Origin of the sequence: Streptosporangium jomthongense (assembly GCF_042650425.1) — a bacterium.
Taxonomy (GTDB): domain Bacteria; phylum Actinomycetota; class Actinomycetes; order Streptosporangiales; family Streptosporangiaceae; genus Streptosporangium.
Map to the genome: position 1 here is coordinate 306,818 of NZ_JBHSBC010000021.1, position 18,676 is coordinate 325,493.

20 protein-coding genes are annotated in these 18,676 nt (G+C 68.2%); 10 read left to right on the top strand and 10 right to left on the bottom strand.

Annotated elements, in window-relative coordinates; genetic code table 11:
* Positions 1-7 precede the first annotated feature (7 nt).
* Positions 8-676, bottom strand: coding sequence for an arsenate reductase ArsC (locus ACFOYY_RS22290; RefSeq protein ID WP_352014935.1), 669 nt, complete (start codon positions 674-676; stop codon positions 8-10).
* A 580-nt stretch (positions 677-1,256) separates the two neighbouring features.
* On the opposite strand from ACFOYY_RS22290, the gene ACFOYY_RS22295 reads away from it, so the two are divergent.
* A complete protein-coding gene (locus tag ACFOYY_RS22295) occupies positions 1,257-2,606 on the top strand; it encodes a carotenoid oxygenase family protein (protein ID WP_386191568.1) in 1,350 nt (449 codons plus the stop codon).
* A gap of 250 nt (positions 2,607-2,856) precedes the next feature.
* Here the strand turns inward: ACFOYY_RS22295 and ACFOYY_RS22300 are convergent, their stop codons facing one another.
* Positions 2,857-3,246, bottom strand: coding sequence for an STAS domain-containing protein (locus ACFOYY_RS22300; RefSeq protein ID WP_352014937.1), 390 nt, complete (start codon positions 3,244-3,246; stop codon positions 2,857-2,859).
* Positions 3,247-3,448: 202 nt separating this feature from the next.
* Here ACFOYY_RS22300 and ACFOYY_RS22305 point away from each other — a divergent pair, with 202 nt between their 5' ends.
* Entirely contained in the window at positions 3,449-3,802 is a 354-nt protein-coding gene (locus tag ACFOYY_RS22305; RefSeq protein WP_386191571.1) for a helix-turn-helix transcriptional regulator, read from the top strand.
* Between the two features lie 121 nt (positions 3,803-3,923).
* Here ACFOYY_RS22305 and ACFOYY_RS22310 read toward each other — a convergent pair whose 3' ends face one another.
* The 5 genes from ACFOYY_RS22310 to ACFOYY_RS22330 all read right to left on the bottom strand — a co-directional run bounded on the left by ACFOYY_RS22310 (position 3,924) and on the right by ACFOYY_RS22330 (position 7,761).
* Complete coding sequence (locus ACFOYY_RS22310; protein ID WP_352014939.1) at positions 3,924-4,295, bottom strand: STAS domain-containing protein; 372 nt, start codon at positions 4,293-4,295, stop codon at positions 3,924-3,926.
* Positions 4,296-4,547: 252 nt separating this feature from the next.
* Positions 4,548-4,916 carry a DUF2809 domain-containing protein gene (locus ACFOYY_RS22315; protein ID WP_386191574.1) on the bottom strand — a complete coding sequence of 123 codons (369 nt, stop codon included), beginning with the start codon at positions 4,914-4,916 and terminating at the stop codon, positions 4,548-4,550.
* Between the two features lie 180 nt (positions 4,917-5,096).
* Positions 5,097-5,345 carry a hypothetical protein gene (locus tag ACFOYY_RS22320; RefSeq protein WP_386191577.1) on the bottom strand — a complete coding sequence of 83 codons (249 nt, stop codon included), beginning with the start codon at positions 5,343-5,345 and terminating at the stop codon, positions 5,097-5,099.
* Positions 5,346-5,569: 224 nt separating this feature from the next.
* Positions 5,570-6,853: a phosphopyruvate hydratase gene (gene eno / locus ACFOYY_RS22325; RefSeq protein WP_352014942.1), complete on the bottom strand. Its 1,284-nt coding sequence runs from the start codon at positions 6,851-6,853 to the stop codon at positions 5,570-5,572.
* Between the two features lie 305 nt (positions 6,854-7,158).
* The gene (locus ACFOYY_RS22330; protein ID WP_386191580.1) at positions 7,159-7,761 is read right to left on the bottom strand and encodes a hypothetical protein; all 603 of its coding nucleotides are present in this window, start codon (positions 7,759-7,761) and stop codon (positions 7,159-7,161) included.
* 443 nt (positions 7,762-8,204) lie between these two features.
* Between ACFOYY_RS22330 and ACFOYY_RS22335 the strand changes: the two genes are divergently transcribed.
* From ACFOYY_RS22335 to ACFOYY_RS22345, 3 genes are all read left to right on the top strand, one after another.
* A complete protein-coding gene (locus tag ACFOYY_RS22335) occupies positions 8,205-8,702 on the top strand; it encodes a ClpX C4-type zinc finger protein (RefSeq protein ID WP_386191583.1) in 498 nt (165 codons plus the stop codon).
* 78 nt (positions 8,703-8,780) lie between these two features.
* Positions 8,781-10,088, top strand: coding sequence for an MFS transporter (locus tag ACFOYY_RS22340; protein ID WP_386191586.1), 1,308 nt, complete (start codon positions 8,781-8,783; stop codon positions 10,086-10,088).
* Between the two features lie 176 nt (positions 10,089-10,264).
* The gene (locus ACFOYY_RS22345; RefSeq protein WP_386191589.1) at positions 10,265-11,119 is read left to right on the top strand and encodes an asparagine synthetase B family protein; all 855 of its coding nucleotides are present in this window, start codon (positions 10,265-10,267) and stop codon (positions 11,117-11,119) included.
* A 244-nt stretch (positions 11,120-11,363) separates the two neighbouring features.
* Here the strand turns inward: ACFOYY_RS22345 and ACFOYY_RS22350 are convergent, their stop codons facing one another.
* Positions 11,364-12,026: a TetR/AcrR family transcriptional regulator gene (locus tag ACFOYY_RS22350; RefSeq protein ID WP_386191592.1), complete on the bottom strand. Its 663-nt coding sequence runs from the start codon at positions 12,024-12,026 to the stop codon at positions 11,364-11,366.
* A 180-nt stretch (positions 12,027-12,206) separates the two neighbouring features.
* Here ACFOYY_RS22350 and ACFOYY_RS22355 point away from each other — a divergent pair, with 180 nt between their 5' ends.
* Together ACFOYY_RS22355 and ACFOYY_RS22360 are read left to right on the top strand one after the other, a co-directional pair.
* Positions 12,207-12,554: a nitroreductase family deazaflavin-dependent oxidoreductase gene (locus tag ACFOYY_RS22355; RefSeq protein WP_386191595.1), complete on the top strand. Its 348-nt coding sequence runs from the start codon at positions 12,207-12,209 to the stop codon at positions 12,552-12,554.
* Positions 12,555-12,662: 108 nt separating this feature from the next.
* The gene (locus ACFOYY_RS22360) at positions 12,663-13,355 is read left to right on the top strand and encodes a DUF4386 domain-containing protein (protein WP_386191598.1); all 693 of its coding nucleotides are present in this window, start codon (positions 12,663-12,665) and stop codon (positions 13,353-13,355) included.
* Between the two features lie 71 nt (positions 13,356-13,426).
* Here the strand turns inward: ACFOYY_RS22360 and ACFOYY_RS22365 are convergent, their stop codons facing one another.
* Both ACFOYY_RS22365 and ACFOYY_RS22370 read right to left on the bottom strand, forming a co-directional pair.
* Positions 13,427-13,972: a DUF4396 domain-containing protein gene (locus tag ACFOYY_RS22365; protein WP_386191601.1), complete on the bottom strand. Its 546-nt coding sequence runs from the start codon at positions 13,970-13,972 to the stop codon at positions 13,427-13,429.
* A gap of 332 nt (positions 13,973-14,304) precedes the next feature.
* On the bottom strand, positions 14,305-14,649 hold the full coding sequence (locus ACFOYY_RS22370) for a hypothetical protein (protein WP_386191603.1): 345 nt from the start codon (positions 14,647-14,649) through the stop codon (positions 14,305-14,307).
* Between the two features lie 53 nt (positions 14,650-14,702).
* Here ACFOYY_RS22370 and ACFOYY_RS22375 point away from each other — a divergent pair, with 53 nt between their 5' ends.
* The 3 genes from ACFOYY_RS22375 (at position 14,703) to ACFOYY_RS22385 (ending at position 18,297) form a co-directional block, all read left to right on the top strand.
* The gene (locus ACFOYY_RS22375) at positions 14,703-15,389 is read left to right on the top strand and encodes a choice-of-anchor P family protein (RefSeq protein WP_386191606.1); all 687 of its coding nucleotides are present in this window, start codon (positions 14,703-14,705) and stop codon (positions 15,387-15,389) included.
* A 496-nt stretch (positions 15,390-15,885) separates the two neighbouring features.
* Positions 15,886-17,397 carry a tetratricopeptide repeat protein gene (locus ACFOYY_RS22380; RefSeq protein WP_386191609.1) on the top strand — a complete coding sequence of 504 codons (1,512 nt, stop codon included), beginning with the start codon at positions 15,886-15,888 and terminating at the stop codon, positions 17,395-17,397.
* Positions 17,398-18,060: 663 nt separating this feature from the next.
* The gene (locus ACFOYY_RS22385) at positions 18,061-18,297 is read left to right on the top strand and encodes a hypothetical protein (RefSeq protein WP_386191612.1); all 237 of its coding nucleotides are present in this window, start codon (positions 18,061-18,063) and stop codon (positions 18,295-18,297) included.
* The last annotated feature ends 379 nt before the right edge of the window (positions 18,298-18,676 follow it).

Consider the following 18,676-nt stretch of genomic DNA (forward strand, 5'->3'; position numbering starts at 1 on the left):
GGCCGGGTCAGCGGTGCGGACCAGGCGCGGATACCGGCACGCCGAGATCGGCCAGCAGGACGCGCACCCGACGCTCGATCTCGTCCCGGATGGGGCGCACCCACTCCGGCCCCTTGCCCATCGGGTCGTCGACCTTCCAGTCCTCATAACGCTTGCCGGGGAAGATCGGGCAGGCGTCCCCGCAGCCCATGGTGACCACGACGTCGGCGGCCTGGACGATCTCCTCGGTCCACGGCTTGGGAAACCCCTTGGAGATGTCGATGCCGACCTCGGCCATGACGGCGATCGCGGTGGGGTTGATCTCGGAGGCGAACTCCGAGCCGCCCGACCAGGCCACGGCGCGCCCACCGGCCAGGTGCTCGAAGAAGCCCAGTGCCATCTGGCTGCGACCGGCGTTGTGCACGCACAGGAACAGCACGATCGGCCGCCCGTCGGAGCGACCCTCGATGCGGGCCAGGGCGTACAGGCGCTGACGGGCGAAGCGCTCGGCCAGCAGCGGCAGGAAGTCGGCCACCGCGGCCTTGCCGGCGAACCGGTCGTAGCCGGTGTGCAGGAACCGCTCGATCGTCTCGGCGCCGAAGAGGCCGGTGAACTCCTCGCTCAGCCGGCGGGCCGCGGTGGTCAGGGCCAGGTGCTGGTCGATGGTCAGATCGTCGCGCTTGTAGGTACCGGTCACGGCAACGCTCCCTGAACGCCCTCATGGAATCGATGGTTGTCGAATTCGACTTCTGTCGATATTGATACTCGTCGATTCTAGTCGGGGCGAGCGGCGCGTGAACAGCCCTGACTCACCTCGCGCTCCCCGACGCGGGCAGCCCGCACCTGGCCGAACTCCCTGCCTGTCCCCTTCCCCCTCCGCCCAGGGCCTTCGGGAGAAGCTCCCGCCCGCAGCACTCCGGCCCCGTACGGCGAAGCGCCGGGGCTTGCGGGCGGGCGAACGACGGCCGCCCTCCAGGCCGGGCAGGGGCAGGACACCTCCAGGTGCGATCCGCAACGCGGCTTGGCCGGGAATCTGCGAAATCCTCGGCGGCCACACCGTCCGCGGGGCCGAGGGTGAAACCGGCCGCCGTCGATCCTCGCCCCGTCTGAGGACCTCCCATGTTCTCGCAGCGGCTCCACCCAGGATTTTCTGAGGCGGCTCTCACCTGGGGCTCTGTCGGGCGGCTGAGGCGGGCGGGAAGAACAAGACTGTTGTCCACGCATTTTCTCGTGCACGGTTGTCGGCGTCCCCACCCCATGCCGACAGGAGTTCCCGCATGTCCGAAACGGTGCCGCTGCATCTCGCGGGCAACAACGCCCCCGTCGCCGAGGAGGTGACCCTGGAACCGTCCAAGGTCGTCGGCGAGATCCCGGCCGAGCTGGGCGGGCAGTTCTTCCGCAACGGGCCCAACCCGCGCACCGGCTGGTCGCCGCACTCCTTCGCGGGCGACGGCATGATCCACACCATCGCGCTGGAGGGCGGCAGGGCGCGCTGGTACCGCAACCGGTACGTGCGCACGCCGCTCTACGGGAACCCCGGCCGGTCCCGCTTCGCCCTCGCCTTCGACCAGGAGACCGGCCGGATCGACTACCGCGTCACCACCGCCAACACCCACCTGATCACGCACGCGGGCCGGCTGTTCGCCCTGGAGGAGGGCGGCTTCCCGTACGAGGTGACGCCGGACCTCGCAACGATCGGGGCGTACACCTTCGACGGGGCCCTGCGGACCCCGATGACCGCGCACCCGAAGACCTGCCCGATCACCGGTGAGCTGCTGTTCTTCGGCTACCAGCTGCGCCCGCCGTACCTGACCTACTACCGCGCCACGGCCGCCGGCGAAGTGGTGCAGACGCGGGTCGTGGACGTGCCGCGGGCGACAATGACGCACGACTTCGCCATCACCCGCAACCACGTGATCTTCATGGACCTGCCGGTCGTCTTCGACCCCGCCCAGGCGGCTGCGGGCGGGCCGCCGTGGCGCTGGGACGACGCGCACCGCGCCCGGTTCGGCGTGCTGGCGCGTACGGCCGGCGACGACGCGCCCGTACGCTGGTTCGACGTCGTCCCGTGCTACGTGTGGCACACCATGAACGCCTTCGAGGACCCGCGGGGCAACACGATCACCGTCACCGGCACCCGCGTCCCCACGCTGTGGCACGGCGGCGCCGACGACCTGGAGGGCGGGCTCCCGATCGTGTACCGCTGGACGCTGGACCTGAGGTCGGGCACGGTCACCGAGGAGGCGCTCGACGACGCGCCCAGCGAATACCCCCGTGTGGCCGACTCGATGCTCGGACTGCCCCACCGTTACGGCTACACGACGAGCTTCTCCCTGGACGCCGAGCCTGAACGGTCGGAGATCTACGCCTACGACCTCACCGGCGGCGGCGAACGGGCGGTGCACCGCCTCCCTCCAGGCCACACCTGCGGCGAGGCCGTCTTCGTGCCCCGGGCCGGGACCGGTGAGAACGAGGGCTTCCTGATGACGTTCGCTCACGACCGTGGCGCCGGTACGAGCTACCTGGCCATCCTGGACGCCGCCGACCTGGCCGCGCCCCCGCTCGCCGAAGTACACGTCCCGGTGCGCGTCCCCGCGGGCTTCCACGGAAACTGGATCCCGGTCTGAGCATCGAGGAGCGCAGACCGGATGCTCGTCCCCGTCCTGACAGACGGTCCTGCCGATCCCACGGACAGCAGCGTGTGGTCAGCTGATTCCGATGTAGAGCCGGGGTGGCGCGCCAGGCGTTTTCGATGCCGGGCATGCCGAGAGGATCGGCGCCGGCCAAGGCCACGTCGCGTTACAGATCACCTCCAGAAGGTGATCACTTTGCATATTTACACGCAAAGTGGTGCAAAAGTCGCGAAACACCGCCCGTTCAAGCGGGGGGTACGGCCCTGGCCGACGGTCGCGCCTGGGCCGTGGCCTTCGGGACCGTCGCGGAGACGGTGGCGACGGCGTGCTGGAGGCCGGTGTGCACGTGCAGGAGGGACAGGACGCCGGTAATCGTCAGCAGGCGCAGCGGAATCGGCTGGAGTTCGGCCAGGTGGAGGCTGCTGCCCTCCCGCTCGGCGGCCATGTGGGCGGCCAGCAGTACCGTCAGGCCGCCGCTGTCCAGGAAGCCCACCCCGCTCATATCCACGATCACCGGCTTGCCCCGCCGCCGGGCCTGGACCAGGGCCGCCTCCAACTGGGCCGAGGTGGTCGCGTCCACCTCGCCGACGACGCACAGCAATGTGGCGTCGAGCAGGTACGTGCTCGTGGTCATCAGACCAGGACGGCATCCGGAATGAGAGGCGGGCATGGCGTGCTCCAACATCGATCCAGCGTCCAGACAACGCGGGAGAACTACCTGACTCCCACCATAATGCCGAAGTATATTTCCGGAAAGACTATTCGGTGTCCGCTGGCGGAAGATCCCCTCACGGGGAGACGGACACACCCCGAGATCAGAAAGCACAATGGTTGCCATGGACAGGCCTGCCGATCGTTCCTCCTGGACCTTCCTCACCCACCACGCACGCGTGCTGCTGGAGATCGCACGCCACCCGGAAAGCCGGCTGCGTGACATCGCCCAGAGCATCGGGATCACCGAGCGCGCGGTCCAGGGAATCGTGGCCGACCTGCACCAGGCCGGATATCTCACCATCGAGCGCGTCGGCCGGCGCAACCGCTACCACCTCAACCTCGAACGCGGCTTCCGTCACCCCACCGAGGCCCACGCCCCGGTCCGCGCCCTGGTCGAGCTGTTCGCCGCCTTCGACGCCCCGAATCTGCCGAAGCAGGCCGACTCCCACAGGCCCCCCGCGCCGATCTCCTCATGAGACCGGCGCACGTCGGCCGTCGTCCTCGACCTCAACTCCGCGACCCCGCAGCGCCGATCTCTTGTGAGACCGGCGCACGCCCGGCGCCGAGCACCCGGAGTCGTCTCTCACTCCGAGACTCTCACTCCGAGACGAGCAACTCGGCGACGGCCTGACCGACGCTGTCGCGCAGCTCGAAGCGCGGCAGCAGGCCGGTCTGGTCCAGCAGGTGCCGCAGGCCGTGGGGAATGCCCACCAGCAGCAACCGGCCGGTGGCGGTGTCCTCGACACGCTGACGTGTCCAGGCCAGAAGACCCACCGCGGTGGAGTCGTAGAAGGTCAGCCGGGACAGCTCCAGCACCAGACGTGGTCCCGAGCTCTGCTCCCAGGCCGCCTTGACGTGGCCGGCGAGCGTGGGGGCGGTGATGAAGTCCAGGTGGCCGCCGACCCGCAGCACGCTGCAGTGCCCGTGATGGACCACCTGAACCCGCAGGTCCTGCCTGGAGGAGCTCACCTCGTTCTTTCCTCTCGTCGCCCTGGCCGGTGAGCCGTGTGCGATACCCCGTCCTCGGGCGACAATGCCTGCTGTCCGCCTCAGGGCGTCGTCAAAAGTCGTGTCGTCGCCCCTGATGGCGGTCCCTGCAACGTGACCGGACTCATCGGACGGAACCTGCTCGGCCCCTGACCGTGGCTACGGGAGTCCTGGGCTTGTGGCGGCCGACCTCGCGGGTGACATGCCGAAATGCCGGTGGGGGGTGCCTGAGCGTCAGCCGGTCCGGTCACCGGGTCGGACCGATCCACGTTCCCAGGCCAGGGCCGCGACCACACCGATGGCATAGGCGACCAGGTCCCATGGGTCGGGGAACGCGCCGACCAGGACACCGCCGACGCCCGGCGGGGTCATGCCGACTACCTGGTAGAACTCGACGGCGGCGGCGGCGATCGCGGCCGTGGTCAGGGCGCGGCGTGCGGCGGTGGTGCGCCACAGCAGCCCCAGGAACGCGTAGACCAGCATGGTGGCGCTGACGTCGCTCACGTAGCCGCGGACGAACGGCTGCCCCGGGCCCCGGTAGAGAAGGACGAACGCGCCGACGGCGAGAGCGACGCCGCCCAGCAGGACCATGGCGCGGCGCATGAGGCTGACATCTTCTCCGAATCTCAACGATCAGGACGAACCTGATCATAGAGTTCGTCCCTTATGGCGGCACGTCGATCGCGTCAGGTCAGCGACCGCGCGGTGGGAGGTGGACAGGGCCTCTGGTACCGCTGATCCCAAGGGACGGCCATGCCCGAATCCATGAATGGGACACGGCGCTCAGATCTCGGCCCTGAGCGACAGTGCCCGGCACAGAACCACGACCTCCTCCACCCAGGCTTCCGGCCGTGCCTGGTCGAAGCTCGCCATCGTCTCCAGCGCCCGGTACCGCTCGAACGGCAGGTCCGGCAGGCGGGCCTCGGCCAGCCGCCGGGCCCGCCACTTCGGCAGCTGGGAACCGTAGACACCACGGCTCTCCAGGAGCGCGTCGACGGCATGGTACGGCGCGCCGTGGTGGGCCGGCGCCACGGTGTTTCGGTGGCCACGTAGAAGTCGTAGTCGCTTTTCTCGTTCGCCCAGCCGAGCGCCACCGACCCGACGAGGAGGACCGCCAGTCGCCGTCCGGGCAGCAACTGCCTCTCGTGTAACGCGTGCAGGCACCGCACCGGATCCGGATTCATGTCCCCCCCGTCGCCGCTGGTCGGACCCCCGGGTGGTGGACGGACTGCGCGGCCGTCCACCACCCGGACAGGTCAGGAGCGAATGCGGAGCGAGCCGCGACCGGCGTAGATCGCCCTGTCGCCGAGCTCCTCCTCGATACGGATGAGCTGGTTGTACTTGGAGGTCCGGTCGGAGCGGGACAACGAGCCGGTCTTGATCTGCCCGCATCCGGTGGCCACCGCCAGGTCGGCGATGGTGGTGTCCTCGGTCTCACCGGAGCGGTGCGACATGACGGCGGTGTAACCGGCCTTGTGCGCGGTGTCCACGGTGGTGAGCGTCTCGGTCAGCGTGCCGATCTGGTTCACCTTGATCAGGATCGAGTTCGCGTAGCCGCCCTGGATCCCGTCGCGCAACCGGTTGACGTCGGTGCAGAACACGTCGTCGCCGACCAGCTGTGCCCGCGAGCCGACGGCGGCGGTCAGCCGCTTCCAGCCCTCGATGTCGTCCTCGCCCATCGGGTCTTCGATGGAGGCGATCGGGTACCGCTCGATCAGCCCGGCGACGTACTCCAGGTGCTCGTCGATCGAGCGCTTGCGACCTTCGCCGGCGTAGTCGTAGACACCGTCGCGGAAGAACTCCGACGCGGCGGGGTCGAGGGTGATGACGATGTCGTTGCCCGGCTCGTAGCCGGTCTCCTCGATGGCGCGGACGACGAACTGCAGCGCTTCGTCCGCGGTACCGAGGTTGGGCGCGAAGCCTCCCTCGTCGCCGACGTTGGTGTTGTGACCCGCGGCGGCCAGCGACTTCTTGAGCGTGTGGAAGACCTCAGAGCCCATGCGGACCGCCTCGGCGAAGGACGGGGCGCCGATCGGAGCGATCATGAACTCCTGGTAGTCCAGCAGGTTGTCGGCGTGCACGCCACCGTTGACGATGTTCATCATCGGCACCGGCAGAATGCGGGCGGAAACGCCGCCCACGTACCGGTAGAGCGGAAGGCGGTGCGCCGCGGCCGCCGCCTTCACCGTGGCCAGCGAGGCGCCCAGGATCGCGTTGGCGCCGAGCCTACCCTTGTTCGGCGTGCCGTCGAGCTCGATCAACGTCTCGTCGACCCGGGCCTGGTCTTCCGCCTCCAGCCCGATCAGTGCCTCGGCGATGGGGCCGTTGACCGCCTCGACGGCCTTGCGGACGCCCTTACCGTGGAACCGGCTCTTGTCGCCGTCACGCAGTTCCACCGCCTCGTTGGAACCGGTGGAGGCGCCGGACGGGACGGCGGCCCGGCCGAGGGAGCCGTCGGACAGCACTACGTCGACCTCAACCGTCGGGTTGCCTCGGCTGTCCAGGATCTGCCGGCCCGTGACACGGCTGATTGCTGTCATTCTCTTCCTTCGTTAGCAGGGACTCCGGATCGCGGGAGATCGCGTACCCGGACTTTGTCGTACAGGTCAGGCCGAAACCGTGCCCCAGTCGGATGCCGTGGTGGCGGGTAACAGGTCGCCGCCTCGCCGCCCATGACCTGTTCCATGTCGGCCCAGCCCTCACGAAAGTACAGATCCTCCTCGAAAAGCTGCCGCTTCTGCGCGGAGACGGTGAGGCCGGCCCATGTGTCGGGCGTGGGCATCCCGTGATGGGCAGGCACTCGGTGCATGGCAGGCGTTCTCCTTCGAGCGGCTCGTTCGGCGCGTCAGTGCGAATCCCAGGCCCCGGGCGGCGGATTGGTGATGCGCTTGCCGGCGTCCGGATCGTCGTACCGGATGTAGGTGGTGCCGACCAGGGCGAGGTCCCACGGGTCCACCTTGACGCCGAGGCGGTTCGGACGCCGCCGCAGCGCCCGCCATGCCAGCCGCTCGCCGGCGTCGAGGGACGCCAGCTGCCGCAGCACGGCCTCGGCCGTTTCCCGGTCCTCGTCGGCGCTGTCGCGCACCGCCGCCCGCAGCCGTTCCAGGGCCTCGGGGGCGTTCAGCGACCGGGCAGGCCGTGCGTCGCTCCACACCGCCTCGTCCAGCACGGTGCGGTCCGCCTCCGACGGTCCGGTGTAGGTCATGGCCGTGATGACCTCGACGCGTGCCGGATGTTCGAAGAACAACCCCAGCTCGCGCACGAGGTCGGCCGGTTCGTCCGCGACGTGCAGGAAGCTGAGCACCCGGTTCGGTTGGCCGAGCCGGTGCCGCAGTGTGCCCGGTCGCTGGTCGCTGAGGGTCGCCGACCCTTTCAGGCCGCTGAGCCGGACGGTGGCCGGCACCGGATGGTCGCCGTCGCTGCGCAGCATGAACGATGTCGGGGTCATCGGTCAATGTCTCCAGCCGCTCGTACGAGTCAATGGCAAGCGACATTGTTCCCTCCGCATCTCCGCAGCCTCGCCGAATGGTGGGGTCGCCTGGTGTGCCGGGATCGATGCTCACGAGCGGTGACGATTACGAATATGACGGCCGGTGGCAGGGGAGCCGCCGTCACGGTAATGCTGGTCATAACCCGGTAATGCCGGTAAGCGCCTTGTTCGCTGGACAGGCTCGGAGATCACGGTCACTATACCGTACCGCACCGCCGTCATTCGTGGAGGAACACCTTCACCAATGGTCTTCACCGCCGGGGGTTACACGGGTAAACTCCGGCCGGAGTGGATTACCACGCGGTTAGGTTTGTCAGCCTACCTCTTGCTGAGAATCTGTGTAAAACTGACGCTGAGGCATCCGGCGACTTTGCGGCAAGCGTTTCTCGGGGGTGTGTTGAGTGGTTGACGACACCGCGGATTCTTCTTCCCGAAGATGCTCGTTCTGTGGCAGGAACGCCCGTGAAGTGGGCGGAATGATTGACTCGTCGACGGCGATGATCTGCCACGGATGCGCTGAGCTGTGTCACGAGGCGGTCGTCGAGCGGCGCGGCGAGGCCTCCGCGCAACCCTTGGGCGAGCCGCCGAGGCCGCACGACATCAAGGCGTTTCTTGACACCTACGTGGTGGGCCGGGAGCGGGCGAAACGAGCACTCTCCGTCGCCGTCTTCAGCCATTACAAGCGGGTCCGGGTGAATGCCTCATCACGGCGTCCCAGCGATGCCGAGCCGACGAAGTCAAATATTCTTCCACTGGGCCCGGCCGGCTCCGGCAAGACGCTTCTGGTGCAGAGCCCGGCGCGTACGCTCAATGTTCCGAACCGGCCAATGGGGCGGCGCACCTGCAGGGCAGGACGGGAACCAAATCCGCAATTCGCTTTCAACAAGGCAGCACATTGACATCGGCCAATGGTTGACAACAGAAGCATCATGTTGTCAAATTTTGCAGTGTAGTGGGGGCGGGCACGGGGAAGGAGCATGTTTGGCATGCGTATACGCAAAGGTCAGACCTCACGAGGAAATCTTGCGCATCTCAGATCCCGGCCCCTGGTCCTGCTTTCAACCGCCACCTTCATAAATACGGTCGGCAACGGCCTTTTTGTCACGACCAGCGTCCTCTTTTTCACCCGTGTCCAGGGAATCTCTCCGCAGCAGCTCGGTGTCGGGCTCACCCTCGGCGGCCTCTGCGGCATCGCCGTCGGCTACCCCATGGGAGTCTTCGCCGATCGATTCGGCCTGGTCCGGGTCCTCACCGCCCTGCTCGTGCTGGAGAGCGTCGGTGTGCTCGCCTACCTGCTCGCGGACACCTTTCCCGCCTTCCTCGTGGCCGTCGCCGTCGTGACCTTCCTGGACCGAGGCGCGATCTCGGTGCGCAACGCTCTCGTCTTCGAGGCCTTTCCGCCGGAGGAACGCCTGCGTGGCCGTGCCTACGTGCGCGCCGTCGGCAATGCCGGGACGGGTTTGGGAGCCGCGCTGGCGGCCATCGCGCTGGTGGCCGACACCCCGATGGCCTACCGCCTCATCGTGATCGTCAACGCGGTGACCTTCCTCGTCACCGCCGTGCTGATCCGCAGGATCGGGCATCGCCGGATCACCGGCCACCGCGAGCCGGCGTCGACGGGTGTCCGGCGCACCGGCGCCAACCCGTTCAGAAACACGCCGTTCCTCGGGATAACGTTACTCAGCGCGATACTCGCGCTGCACATAGCCATCCTGGAAGTCGGTCTGCCCCTGTGGGTGACGACGAACACGAGTGCGCCTGCCGTCATCATTTCGGGTTGTCTGATTCTCAACACCGTCATGGTCATTCTTCTCCAGGTACGCCTCAGTCGAGGTTTGGACGATCCGCGCCGGGCGGCCACCGCCTGTTTTCGTTCCGCGGTGGCCTTCGCCGTCTCCTGCGCCGCGCTCGGTTCCGCGGCGTTCTTCGGCCCGCTGATGGCCACCGCGCTGGTGCTGGTCGGCACGGCGACACTGACGCTGGGCGAAATCCTGTCCTCCGCGGGCGGCTGGAGCCTGAGTTATGACCTCGCGGACCCTTCGACCCCGGGTTCTTACCAGGGCGTCTTCAACAGCGGAATCGCGGCGGGCGGGCTGCTCGGCCCCCTCGCGGTGACCTCTGTCATTCTGCCCTTCCACCTGGGCGGATGGCTGGTCTTCGCCCTTGTCTTCTTCCTGGCCGGGAGCGGCTTCTATCCCTTCGCCCGCAGGGCGTCCACAAAAAGCAGTTCACCGGACACGGATCTCGACGAACTCCACGAAGGGAAGCCGGCCACTCCGAACTGACTCCGACGCGTCGCCGCGGAAGGAGCGTCACTCTTCGCCTCGCCTCACTCACCCGGCCGGGGAACCAATTGGCCCGCCGGTGCGGAATTCACAGGCCCCCGGGCGCAACCGTTCGAGGTCACCCTTTCCAGGACCATGCGACGACCACGAAGGTCGAGTGCTGCGCCGTTCTCGGCATGACCCACGCCGTCGGTCATCGGGGACCCGACGGTGAGAAGACCATGGTGGACGGGCCGGTCGGTCCGGCCTTCCGCCGCCTGGCCCTGGTGGGTCCGGACAACGGAGCGCAACCGCTCCTCAGCGACGACGGTTCCGTCGTCCTGATCGCGAACGGCGAGGTGTACAACCATCGCGACCTGGAGAAATCCCGGATCCCCGACGTGGCGCTGCGGACCAGATCCGACTGCGGGGTCCTGACCCACCTTTACGTCCGGGAGGGACGCCACTTTCTGGATCACGTCGCGGGTGTGTTCGCCATCGCGCTGTGGGACCGCAAGCGCCGGACTCTCGTGCTGGCGCGAGACAGATTCGGCATCAAACCCCTCTACTACGCGCGGGTGGGCGACCAGGTGGTCTTCGGCTCCGAGATCAAGGCGCTCTTCCAACACCCCGAGTGCCCGAGAGCCGTCGACTGGGACGTCGCGCTCGGCGAACAGACCCTGACCGTCGCGCCGTACCTGTCCCAGGAGCCTGCGACGTCCTGGTTCAGAGGTGTCGAGATGGTGCCCGCGGGGGCGATCGTCACCATTGACCTGACGTCGGGATCCACCACACGGCACGACTACTGGAAGCTGCCCGACTTCGACGGGCAGGCGTCGCTCTCCGACGAGGAGTTCGTCACCGCCTACCGCGAACTGCTCGCGGAGTCCGTGCGCGACTGCGCCAACATCGAAGGGTCGAGCCGGATCATCACGCAGACCGCCGTCGCGAAGTGCGTCAGCGGGAGGGTCATGAGTCTGGGGCCGGTCTCGGGGAGCGGCAACAGCGGCTACACCGTGGCGGTCTCCGATCCGGTGACCATCTCCTGCTGACCGCGCCGTCTTGGCCTCAATCGATCAGCAGACCTGCGAGGGAACCGGCCGAGCGCGCCTTCCGGTTCCGTTGCGGGTCCCCCACCGACGCCCGAGCAGCCGAGACCGCGCCCGTCGCCGCCGGAGAACCGGTCGCGACGACGGTCCGTCCGCCGGCGCCGCCCACCGACGCGCCGGGCCTGCCGTCGTCTCCGTCGCGTGCGCGGCGCCGACCGCACCGTCACGCCGGCAGCGAGCGAAACGCTCACCGAGAGCGCGGACCCCCGCGGCGAGCTTCGAGCGCGTCCAGGATCAGGTCCAGGCCGTAGCCGAACTCACTGGTGTAGTCGTAGCCCGGCTGCAGGGCGTGGTCACGGATCATCTCGGTGAGATACGGCAACTCCTCCGCAGGCAGATGCCGGAGGATGCCGCCCGCCACCTCCTCGACATCGTCCGGCGTCCTCACCGGCAGGTTCGCCTCCTGCAGGACGAATCCGGAGACGTAACTGTCGATGAGCGAGACGGCGTGCGCGGCCATCGGCAGCGTGAACCCCGCCTCCCGCAGGACGCCCAGGACGGCGTCGTGGTGACGCAGCGTCGCCGGTCCCGGATCGCGCCGGGAGTCCATGAGGCCGAGAGCCCAGCTGTGCCGGGACAGGATCACCCGTGCGGAGAAGGAACGCGTACGGATCGCCTCACGCCAGTCGTCGCCTTCGGCGCCGGGTAGCTCGATCGCCGCGAACACCATGTCGACCACGCCGTCGAGAATCGCGTCTTTGTTCGGCACGTGGTGGTAGAGCGACATCGCCTCCACGCCCAGCTCCTGCGCCACCCGGCGCATCGTGATCGCCTCCACGCCGCCGCGATCCGCGACCCGGATCGCGCCCTCCAGCACGAGGCCTCTGTTGAGCGGTTGCGACGGTGGCACGACGGCTCCGGAGTCCGGACGGGTTGACAGCCTTACGAGCGTAAGCCAACCTTACACCCGTAAGCAGCCTTACCACTGTAAGGCTCTTCGGGTTCGCGTCGGCCAGGGTTCGGACCTGTGACGCGCCCGCCGGGGCGAGAGAAGGAGATCTCCATGCCGATGCCGAGGTGGTGGGGACACGTGAACAAGAAGGTGTTCAACCCCCGCGCGATAGCCGGCGGTAGATGGCCGGTGCTGATTCACGTCGGCCGCGTTTCCGGTGCCACGTACCGCACGCCGATGGACGCGCATCCCGTCGACGGCGGTTATCTGTTCGTTCTGGTGTACGGATCGCGCTCCGACTGGGTGCGGAACGTCCTGGCCGCCGGAAACGCACGGCTCCGGGTCGACGGGAGAGAGGTGGAACTCACCGCCCCACGCCTCGTCGGGAAGGACGAGGCGTTCCAGGCCCTCCCCGATGAGGTGGCACGCCCACCGAAGCCCCTCCGCATCACCGAGTTCCTCCGCATGGACCTGCTCACAGGCTGATCCCGGCGGTCCTCGACCTGCGCGTCAGTCTTGCGCCCTCAGAGAGCCCGAACCCCGCCGATCCGGCGCCGACCACTCCGCCACCATCGGGATCACAGGACGACCATCATGCATACGAACAGGCGGGCAGCCGCGATCGCGGGCACATTGGTCGTCGTCAGCATGATCGCCGGTGTGCTGAGCATCGTTCCCGCTCTTGATGAGCCACGCCGTCTCGCCCTCGTTTCCGCGCACGAGAGCCAGGTCATCGTCGGCGCGATCGCCCAGTCCATCATGATCCCCGCCTACGTCGGGTTCGCGTTGTGCGTCTATCCGGCGTTGCGGGCGGAGAACGAGGCGCTCAGCCTGGGTTTCCTCGGGTTCAGGCTGATCGCGGCGACATTCCACTTCATCGGCGTGATCACCCTGCCCCTGTTCCTCGTCCTGGGCCATGAGTTCGCCGAAGCCGGCGCTTCGGACGCGTCCCACCTTGAGGTCTTGGGCGAGTTGCTGCGGACGGCACGCGACCTGGTCAACCACGTCGCGTTGATCATCGCGTTGAGCCTCGGAGATCTCCTGCTGTTCCGCGTTCTGTGGCGGTCGGGATCCGTCCCCCGGTGGCTGTCCGGATGGGGATTCCTGGGAATCGGAGCGGCCATGTCGGCGAGCTTCCTGATACTGCTTCGCCTGACCGACGTGGCCACGCCGCTCTACCTGACCATGAACGCGCCGCTGGGCCTGCAGAGCCTCGTCTTCGCCGTGTGGTTGATGACGAGGGGTTTCGCCACGAACGCGCCGACCACGGTCCACCGGTACGGCTGACGCGCGGGCCGTCCCACCCTGTCGCGGCGGGCGTGGCGGGCCTGCGGCGGTCGTGACCGCAGGCGGGCCCGTCAGTGGTGGTAGGCGTGGACGACCGCGTGCCCCCGCCCCTTGCCGATGATCCACTTGTTGATCGGCGTGGTCACCAGGAACGCCACCAGCAGGGCGACCGCCAGCGCGCCCCAGAACAGCCCCGTGGTGAGCCCGGCGTCCATGGCGCCGGGGATGACGAGCATCACGCCGTTGTCCACGATCTCCATCACGATGATCGACACCGTGTCGGCCGCCAGAGCCAGGGTGATCGCCTCCTTCCAACCCACCCCGGCCCGGCGAAGCGGGATGAGGGTGAGCAGGTAGCCGAAGAAGAAGGCCAGCACGACGGCCAGCACGATGGACGGGAACGTGTGCCAGCCCAGCGCGGTGGCGATCACCAGCCCGAGCACCTCACCGATGGCGCATCCGGTCAGGCAGTGCAGGGTCGCCGAGGCCGCCATCCGCCAGGTGACCTTGCCGTGGCCGGCGTGCGCGTGCTGGTCGTGGTCGTGGTGGCCCGCGTGCTCGTGCCCCGCCTGCCCGGACATGCCGTGCCGGCTGTGGTCGTGGTGCTGCTCGGCCATGGGAACTCCAGGTCTTTCGTACTTCCTTTGCCGTCACAGACGATATACCCCCTAGGGGTATATCGCAACGCTTCCACCACCGCCCAAGGCTCCCCGGACGCGCCGGCCACACCTGAAAACCCGGGGACGACCCGAAGGTCACAGACGAGGTGCGGGCCGTAGGCTCATGCCGGTCGGTGTGCGCGAGGATCCGGCGGGGCCAGGGTCCGGTTCGTCGAGAGGCCGCGCCCCCAACGGGGGACCTCCTGCCGCCCACCCGGCCGAGCGCCCTCATGTGGTGGGTGCGGCGCCGTACTCCGCAGGCCGCGGAGCACGGCGCCCGAAGCCGCGTTTCAGGAGAAGACGACGGAGCGCACCAGCAGGCGTTCCGAAGCGCCCGCGCCGGGGCGCAGGCTGTAGAAGGCATCCCCCGTACAGCCGGCCTCAAGGAAGACCGTGGCCGTCGAGTCGGTCAGGTTCTTCGGCGCGTAGGAGGCCGACGTGCCGTCAGAGCCCGCCCCCCGGATGTCGATGCACCTCCCGCTCTCGGGGTTGTTGATGAAGCCGACGGCGTCGTACCCGTCGGCGGTCTTGTAGGAGTAACGGAACTGGCCCACGGCGGCCGACGCGGAGCCGGGAACCGCCAGAACCAGCATGAGGGCGCCGGCGGCGGCAGCCACGGCAGAGTGCAGACGCATGGATCTCCTCTTCACGGAACAGGGGAAACACTGAGCGCAATCATTAAGTCACGGTGAGTGTTCCATGTCGAACACGAGCCCGGCCGCAGAGGGGCCCCACCCCGGAACTCCGGCGACCTCGACGACGACTTCGGCGCCGAGTTCGACGCGGCGTATGGCCGTACGGCGCTCCCGCGCGGGCCCCGCCGAGGTGGTGCGCCGCGACGCGGTCGGCACGGACGGCGCCTTCTTCCGGGAGGCCGACGGCGACACCTCCGACGGCGAACCGGTCACCGCCCTCCACGCCGGCCTGCGGTGACCCGGAAGCACGCACCACAGCCCCGACCACCGGTGGCCCTCACCGGGTCCGCCTCCGGGTTCAGGTCAGGCGGCGGCCCCGGGAGTCCGGCATCGCCGCGCAGCGCCAGAGCACTTCCCTGTGGGCCGACGCCCAGGTCAAAGGCATCCTGGCGTTCGGCAGAACCATCGAGGTCGAGAACCTCAGCGCCTCCTGCGCCTCCACCGGAACCGGCATCAGGTCCGAGGTCCGCATGGGGAGAAACCATTTCGGGAACAGCGTGGCGGGCGAAGGCGTCATACCGGCGCCCGAACGCATAACCTTCGACGGGGGCTCCGCCGTCGTCAACGAACAGCAGGTCAGGGCCTCGGACGGCACCCTCACCGTCAACGCCCTGCACATCACCATGAACAGCGGCCCCAGCTTCATTCTCGGCTCGGTCACCTGCACCCGCCTGGCGTAGAACGGCCACGGCACTCCAGCGCCCCGCCCGGACGTGCGAACGCTCCGCGATCCGCGACCGGGCGATCCGCCCTCGACGCGACGACACGATTCAGGTCGGCGAGAGCGGGTGGCCGTCCGGCGCCGGCACTCCCGGTCACACCGCGTGGCGTGGAAGCGGACGTCGGCGAACAGGGCCCGGCCTGTCCGCGGGAGCGTCTCCCGGTCTCTCCATGGAAATCGGGAAATGGCCCGGCGCGTAATACGGGCGACATTAAGCATGAAATAGAGATATTGACAAACGGGTGGAACCTCCGGCCCTCCGTTCTTGACGTCCTCACTCATGTGGCGAAACGCAGGGGCGTGCGAACGTCCACGAGATTTCCGATCCCACCGCCCACGGCAAGCGATTTCCACCTCCAAAATGGAGCCATGACGATTCAGCATGGTTCATGGCGCGAAGGGCCTTTGTCGGCGGCGGTGGCGTGGGCCACCCGTGGCGTGACCGTCGAGTGGTTATGAACGGGGCACGGTCGTCCGTCGCACTGTGTCGGCGAGCGCTGGCCGACCTCGAACGCACCCTGGGCCCCGACCATCCGGACACCCTGACCTGCCGCCACGACCTCGCCGAGGCCCACCGGACGGCGGGGCAGGCGGACAAGGCCATCACCCTCTACGAACAGGTGGTGGCCGACCGGGAGCGGGTCCTCGGCGCCGATCACCCCGACACCCTGGACAGCCGCCACAACCTCGCGAGCGCCCACTGGGCGGCAGGCGAGGCGGTCAAGAGCATCGCTCTGTCCGAACAGCTGGTGGCCGACCGGGAGCGGGTCCTCGGCGCCGATCACCCCGACACCCTGGCCAGTCGGCACAACCTCGCCGAGTCGTACCGGACGGCGGGTGAGACGCACAAGGCCATCACCCTGCACGAACGACTGGTGGCCGACTGCGAACGGGCCCTCGGCACCGACCACTTCACCACCGTGACCAGCCTCAAGAACCTCGCCGAGGCGTACCAGGCGACAGGTGAGCCGGACAAGGCCCTTGCCACGAACGAAAAGGCGCTGATCGGCTGTGAGCAGGCCTTCGGCAACGACCACCCCGCCACCCTGGCCATCCGTCGTGGCCTCGTGGACGCCTACTGGGCGAAAGGCGAGGTGGACAAGACCGTCGCCCTGTGCGAACAGATGATGGCCGGCTGCGAGCGGGCCTTCGGCCCCGACCACCCCATCACCCTGGCCAGTCGCCACGGTCTCGCCCAGGCCTACCAGCTGACGGGGAGAATGAGAGAGGCCGTCGCCCTCTACAAGCGGACGCTGGCCCGGCGCAGGAAGACACTGGGCTTCGACCACCCCGACACCCTGGCCACCTGCCGCGGCCTCGCGAGCGCCTACGAAGCGTTGCGATGGATGAGACCGGCCCTGAGCCACTACGTACATGTGGAGCGTCGGCAGGCGGCGGCTCTGGGCTCCACCCATCCCGACACCCTGGCCGGCCGTGCGGACGTCATGCGGTCCTTCATCCTGATGAGGAAGGTGAAACCGGCCATGCGCGTGGGCGAGAACCTGCTGCCCGACTGTGAACGCGTGCTGGGTTCCGACCATCTCATCACCCTGACCGTGCGCAACAGCCTCATAAACGTCTACCGGGTGGCCGGAAAGATCGAAGGGGACGTCGGCCTGTGCGAACAGGCGTTGATCGCCTGCGAACGTGCCCTCGGCACCGACCATCTCGCCACCAACAACGCCCGCCAGAACCTCGCGCACGCCTACCAGGCGAACGAACGGCCGGAGGCCGTCGAACTGTACGAACGAGCGGTGGCAGGCTGCGAACAGGGCTTCGGCCCCGACCACCTCGACACCCTGATCTCCCGGCTGAACCTCGCGAACTCCTACCAGACGACCGGGCGGACCAGGCAGGCCGTCGAGCTGTACGAACGGACCCTGGCGGACTGCGAGCGGGTTCTGGGGGCCAGGCATCGGATCACCCGGGTGGCACGGGCGAGCCTCGGGAAGATCCGTACTCCCTGAGTACGGCGGCGCGTCACCCGAGCGGTCTGTGCCGACGGTTCACGGCGTTCAGCCGTTCGCGTGCCGGGAGCGAACCGGCCACCACATCTTCGTGCGTTCCCACGGCTTCGAGGCGAAGAGCGGTACGGCGGATCGCCCCGGCACGCGTGTGGCGTGTTTCGGCCCCACAGCCTTTTCCCAGGGAACAAAACCTCCCGTTCCCGTGGGGCCGCCCGTTTCCGGTAAGCGGCGTAGAAGTCTCCGGTGAATTCCGGATAAATCAAAGGCGAACAGCAGCAAACACCTAACGGAAATCCCGCTGAATTTCTGCGTCCACCTGTTCCTGCGGCCCGCGGACGGGCGCCGGAGACGCGGCCGCCACAGGGCGCCGGCCCCATGCCGTGCCGAAAGGCCCGGCCGTACGTTCCGGGTCCACCGCGGATACGACCGATGACGGGTGACGCCGTGCCCCGCCTCTCCTCGAAGCGCCCTCCGGCCCTGCGCGATCAATCACGGAACAGGAGTCACCACAGGTCACGGCAGCCGACCACGTCTGACATCGGAAGGTAACGACTTGGGCACTTAAAGTGAATGCGGTTGCTCTGTGTAATCAGACAGCCGGTTCGACCAAAACCAAAGAACCAACGTCCGTCAGAAGAGTCCACCCACTCGACAGGAGAAGTCATGCGCGTCACCGCAGCGATCACCGGCGGCCTGCTGGCCGCCTCGGCCGCCCTCATCGCCATCGCCCCCGCATCATCCGCATCCGCCTCCACCGCGGCGGCACCGGCAGCCGCCTCGACCTCGCTGACCGTCGGCTTCGAGCAGTGCAGGAGGGGTGGCGGGTACCCGGTTCGGAGGGACGGGTACTGGTGGTGCGAAGGCGGCAGGTACGACGGGCAGCGAATCCAGGGAGGATGAGCCCCTGACTCCCCGGATCCCACCCGGCTCCAGCGGCATCTCCTGAACGCCCGGAATCCTCCCACGGTCAGTTCGAGGCCGGAGAGAAGGGTGGAGACGCCGCTGGGGCCGGTCCTTCGACAAGCAGGAGGAGGCCGTCCCGCTCGGCGGCGGCTCTTTCGACCGAGCCGCCTCCTGTCGGGAACCGCCGCACCGCGCACCCGGACCCCTGGCGGCATCGGCGGACGACCCCGCCGGATCCGCCCACCACCGAAGACACACCTTCACTTTCGGTGGTCATTCGACTATCCAAAGTGGGTGATCGGGGTATCCCACCGGCGAAGAACGCCGTCTCGGTCCTAGTAGTGCTTTGTTAGGTGGTTAGGGCGGTCGCCGGTGG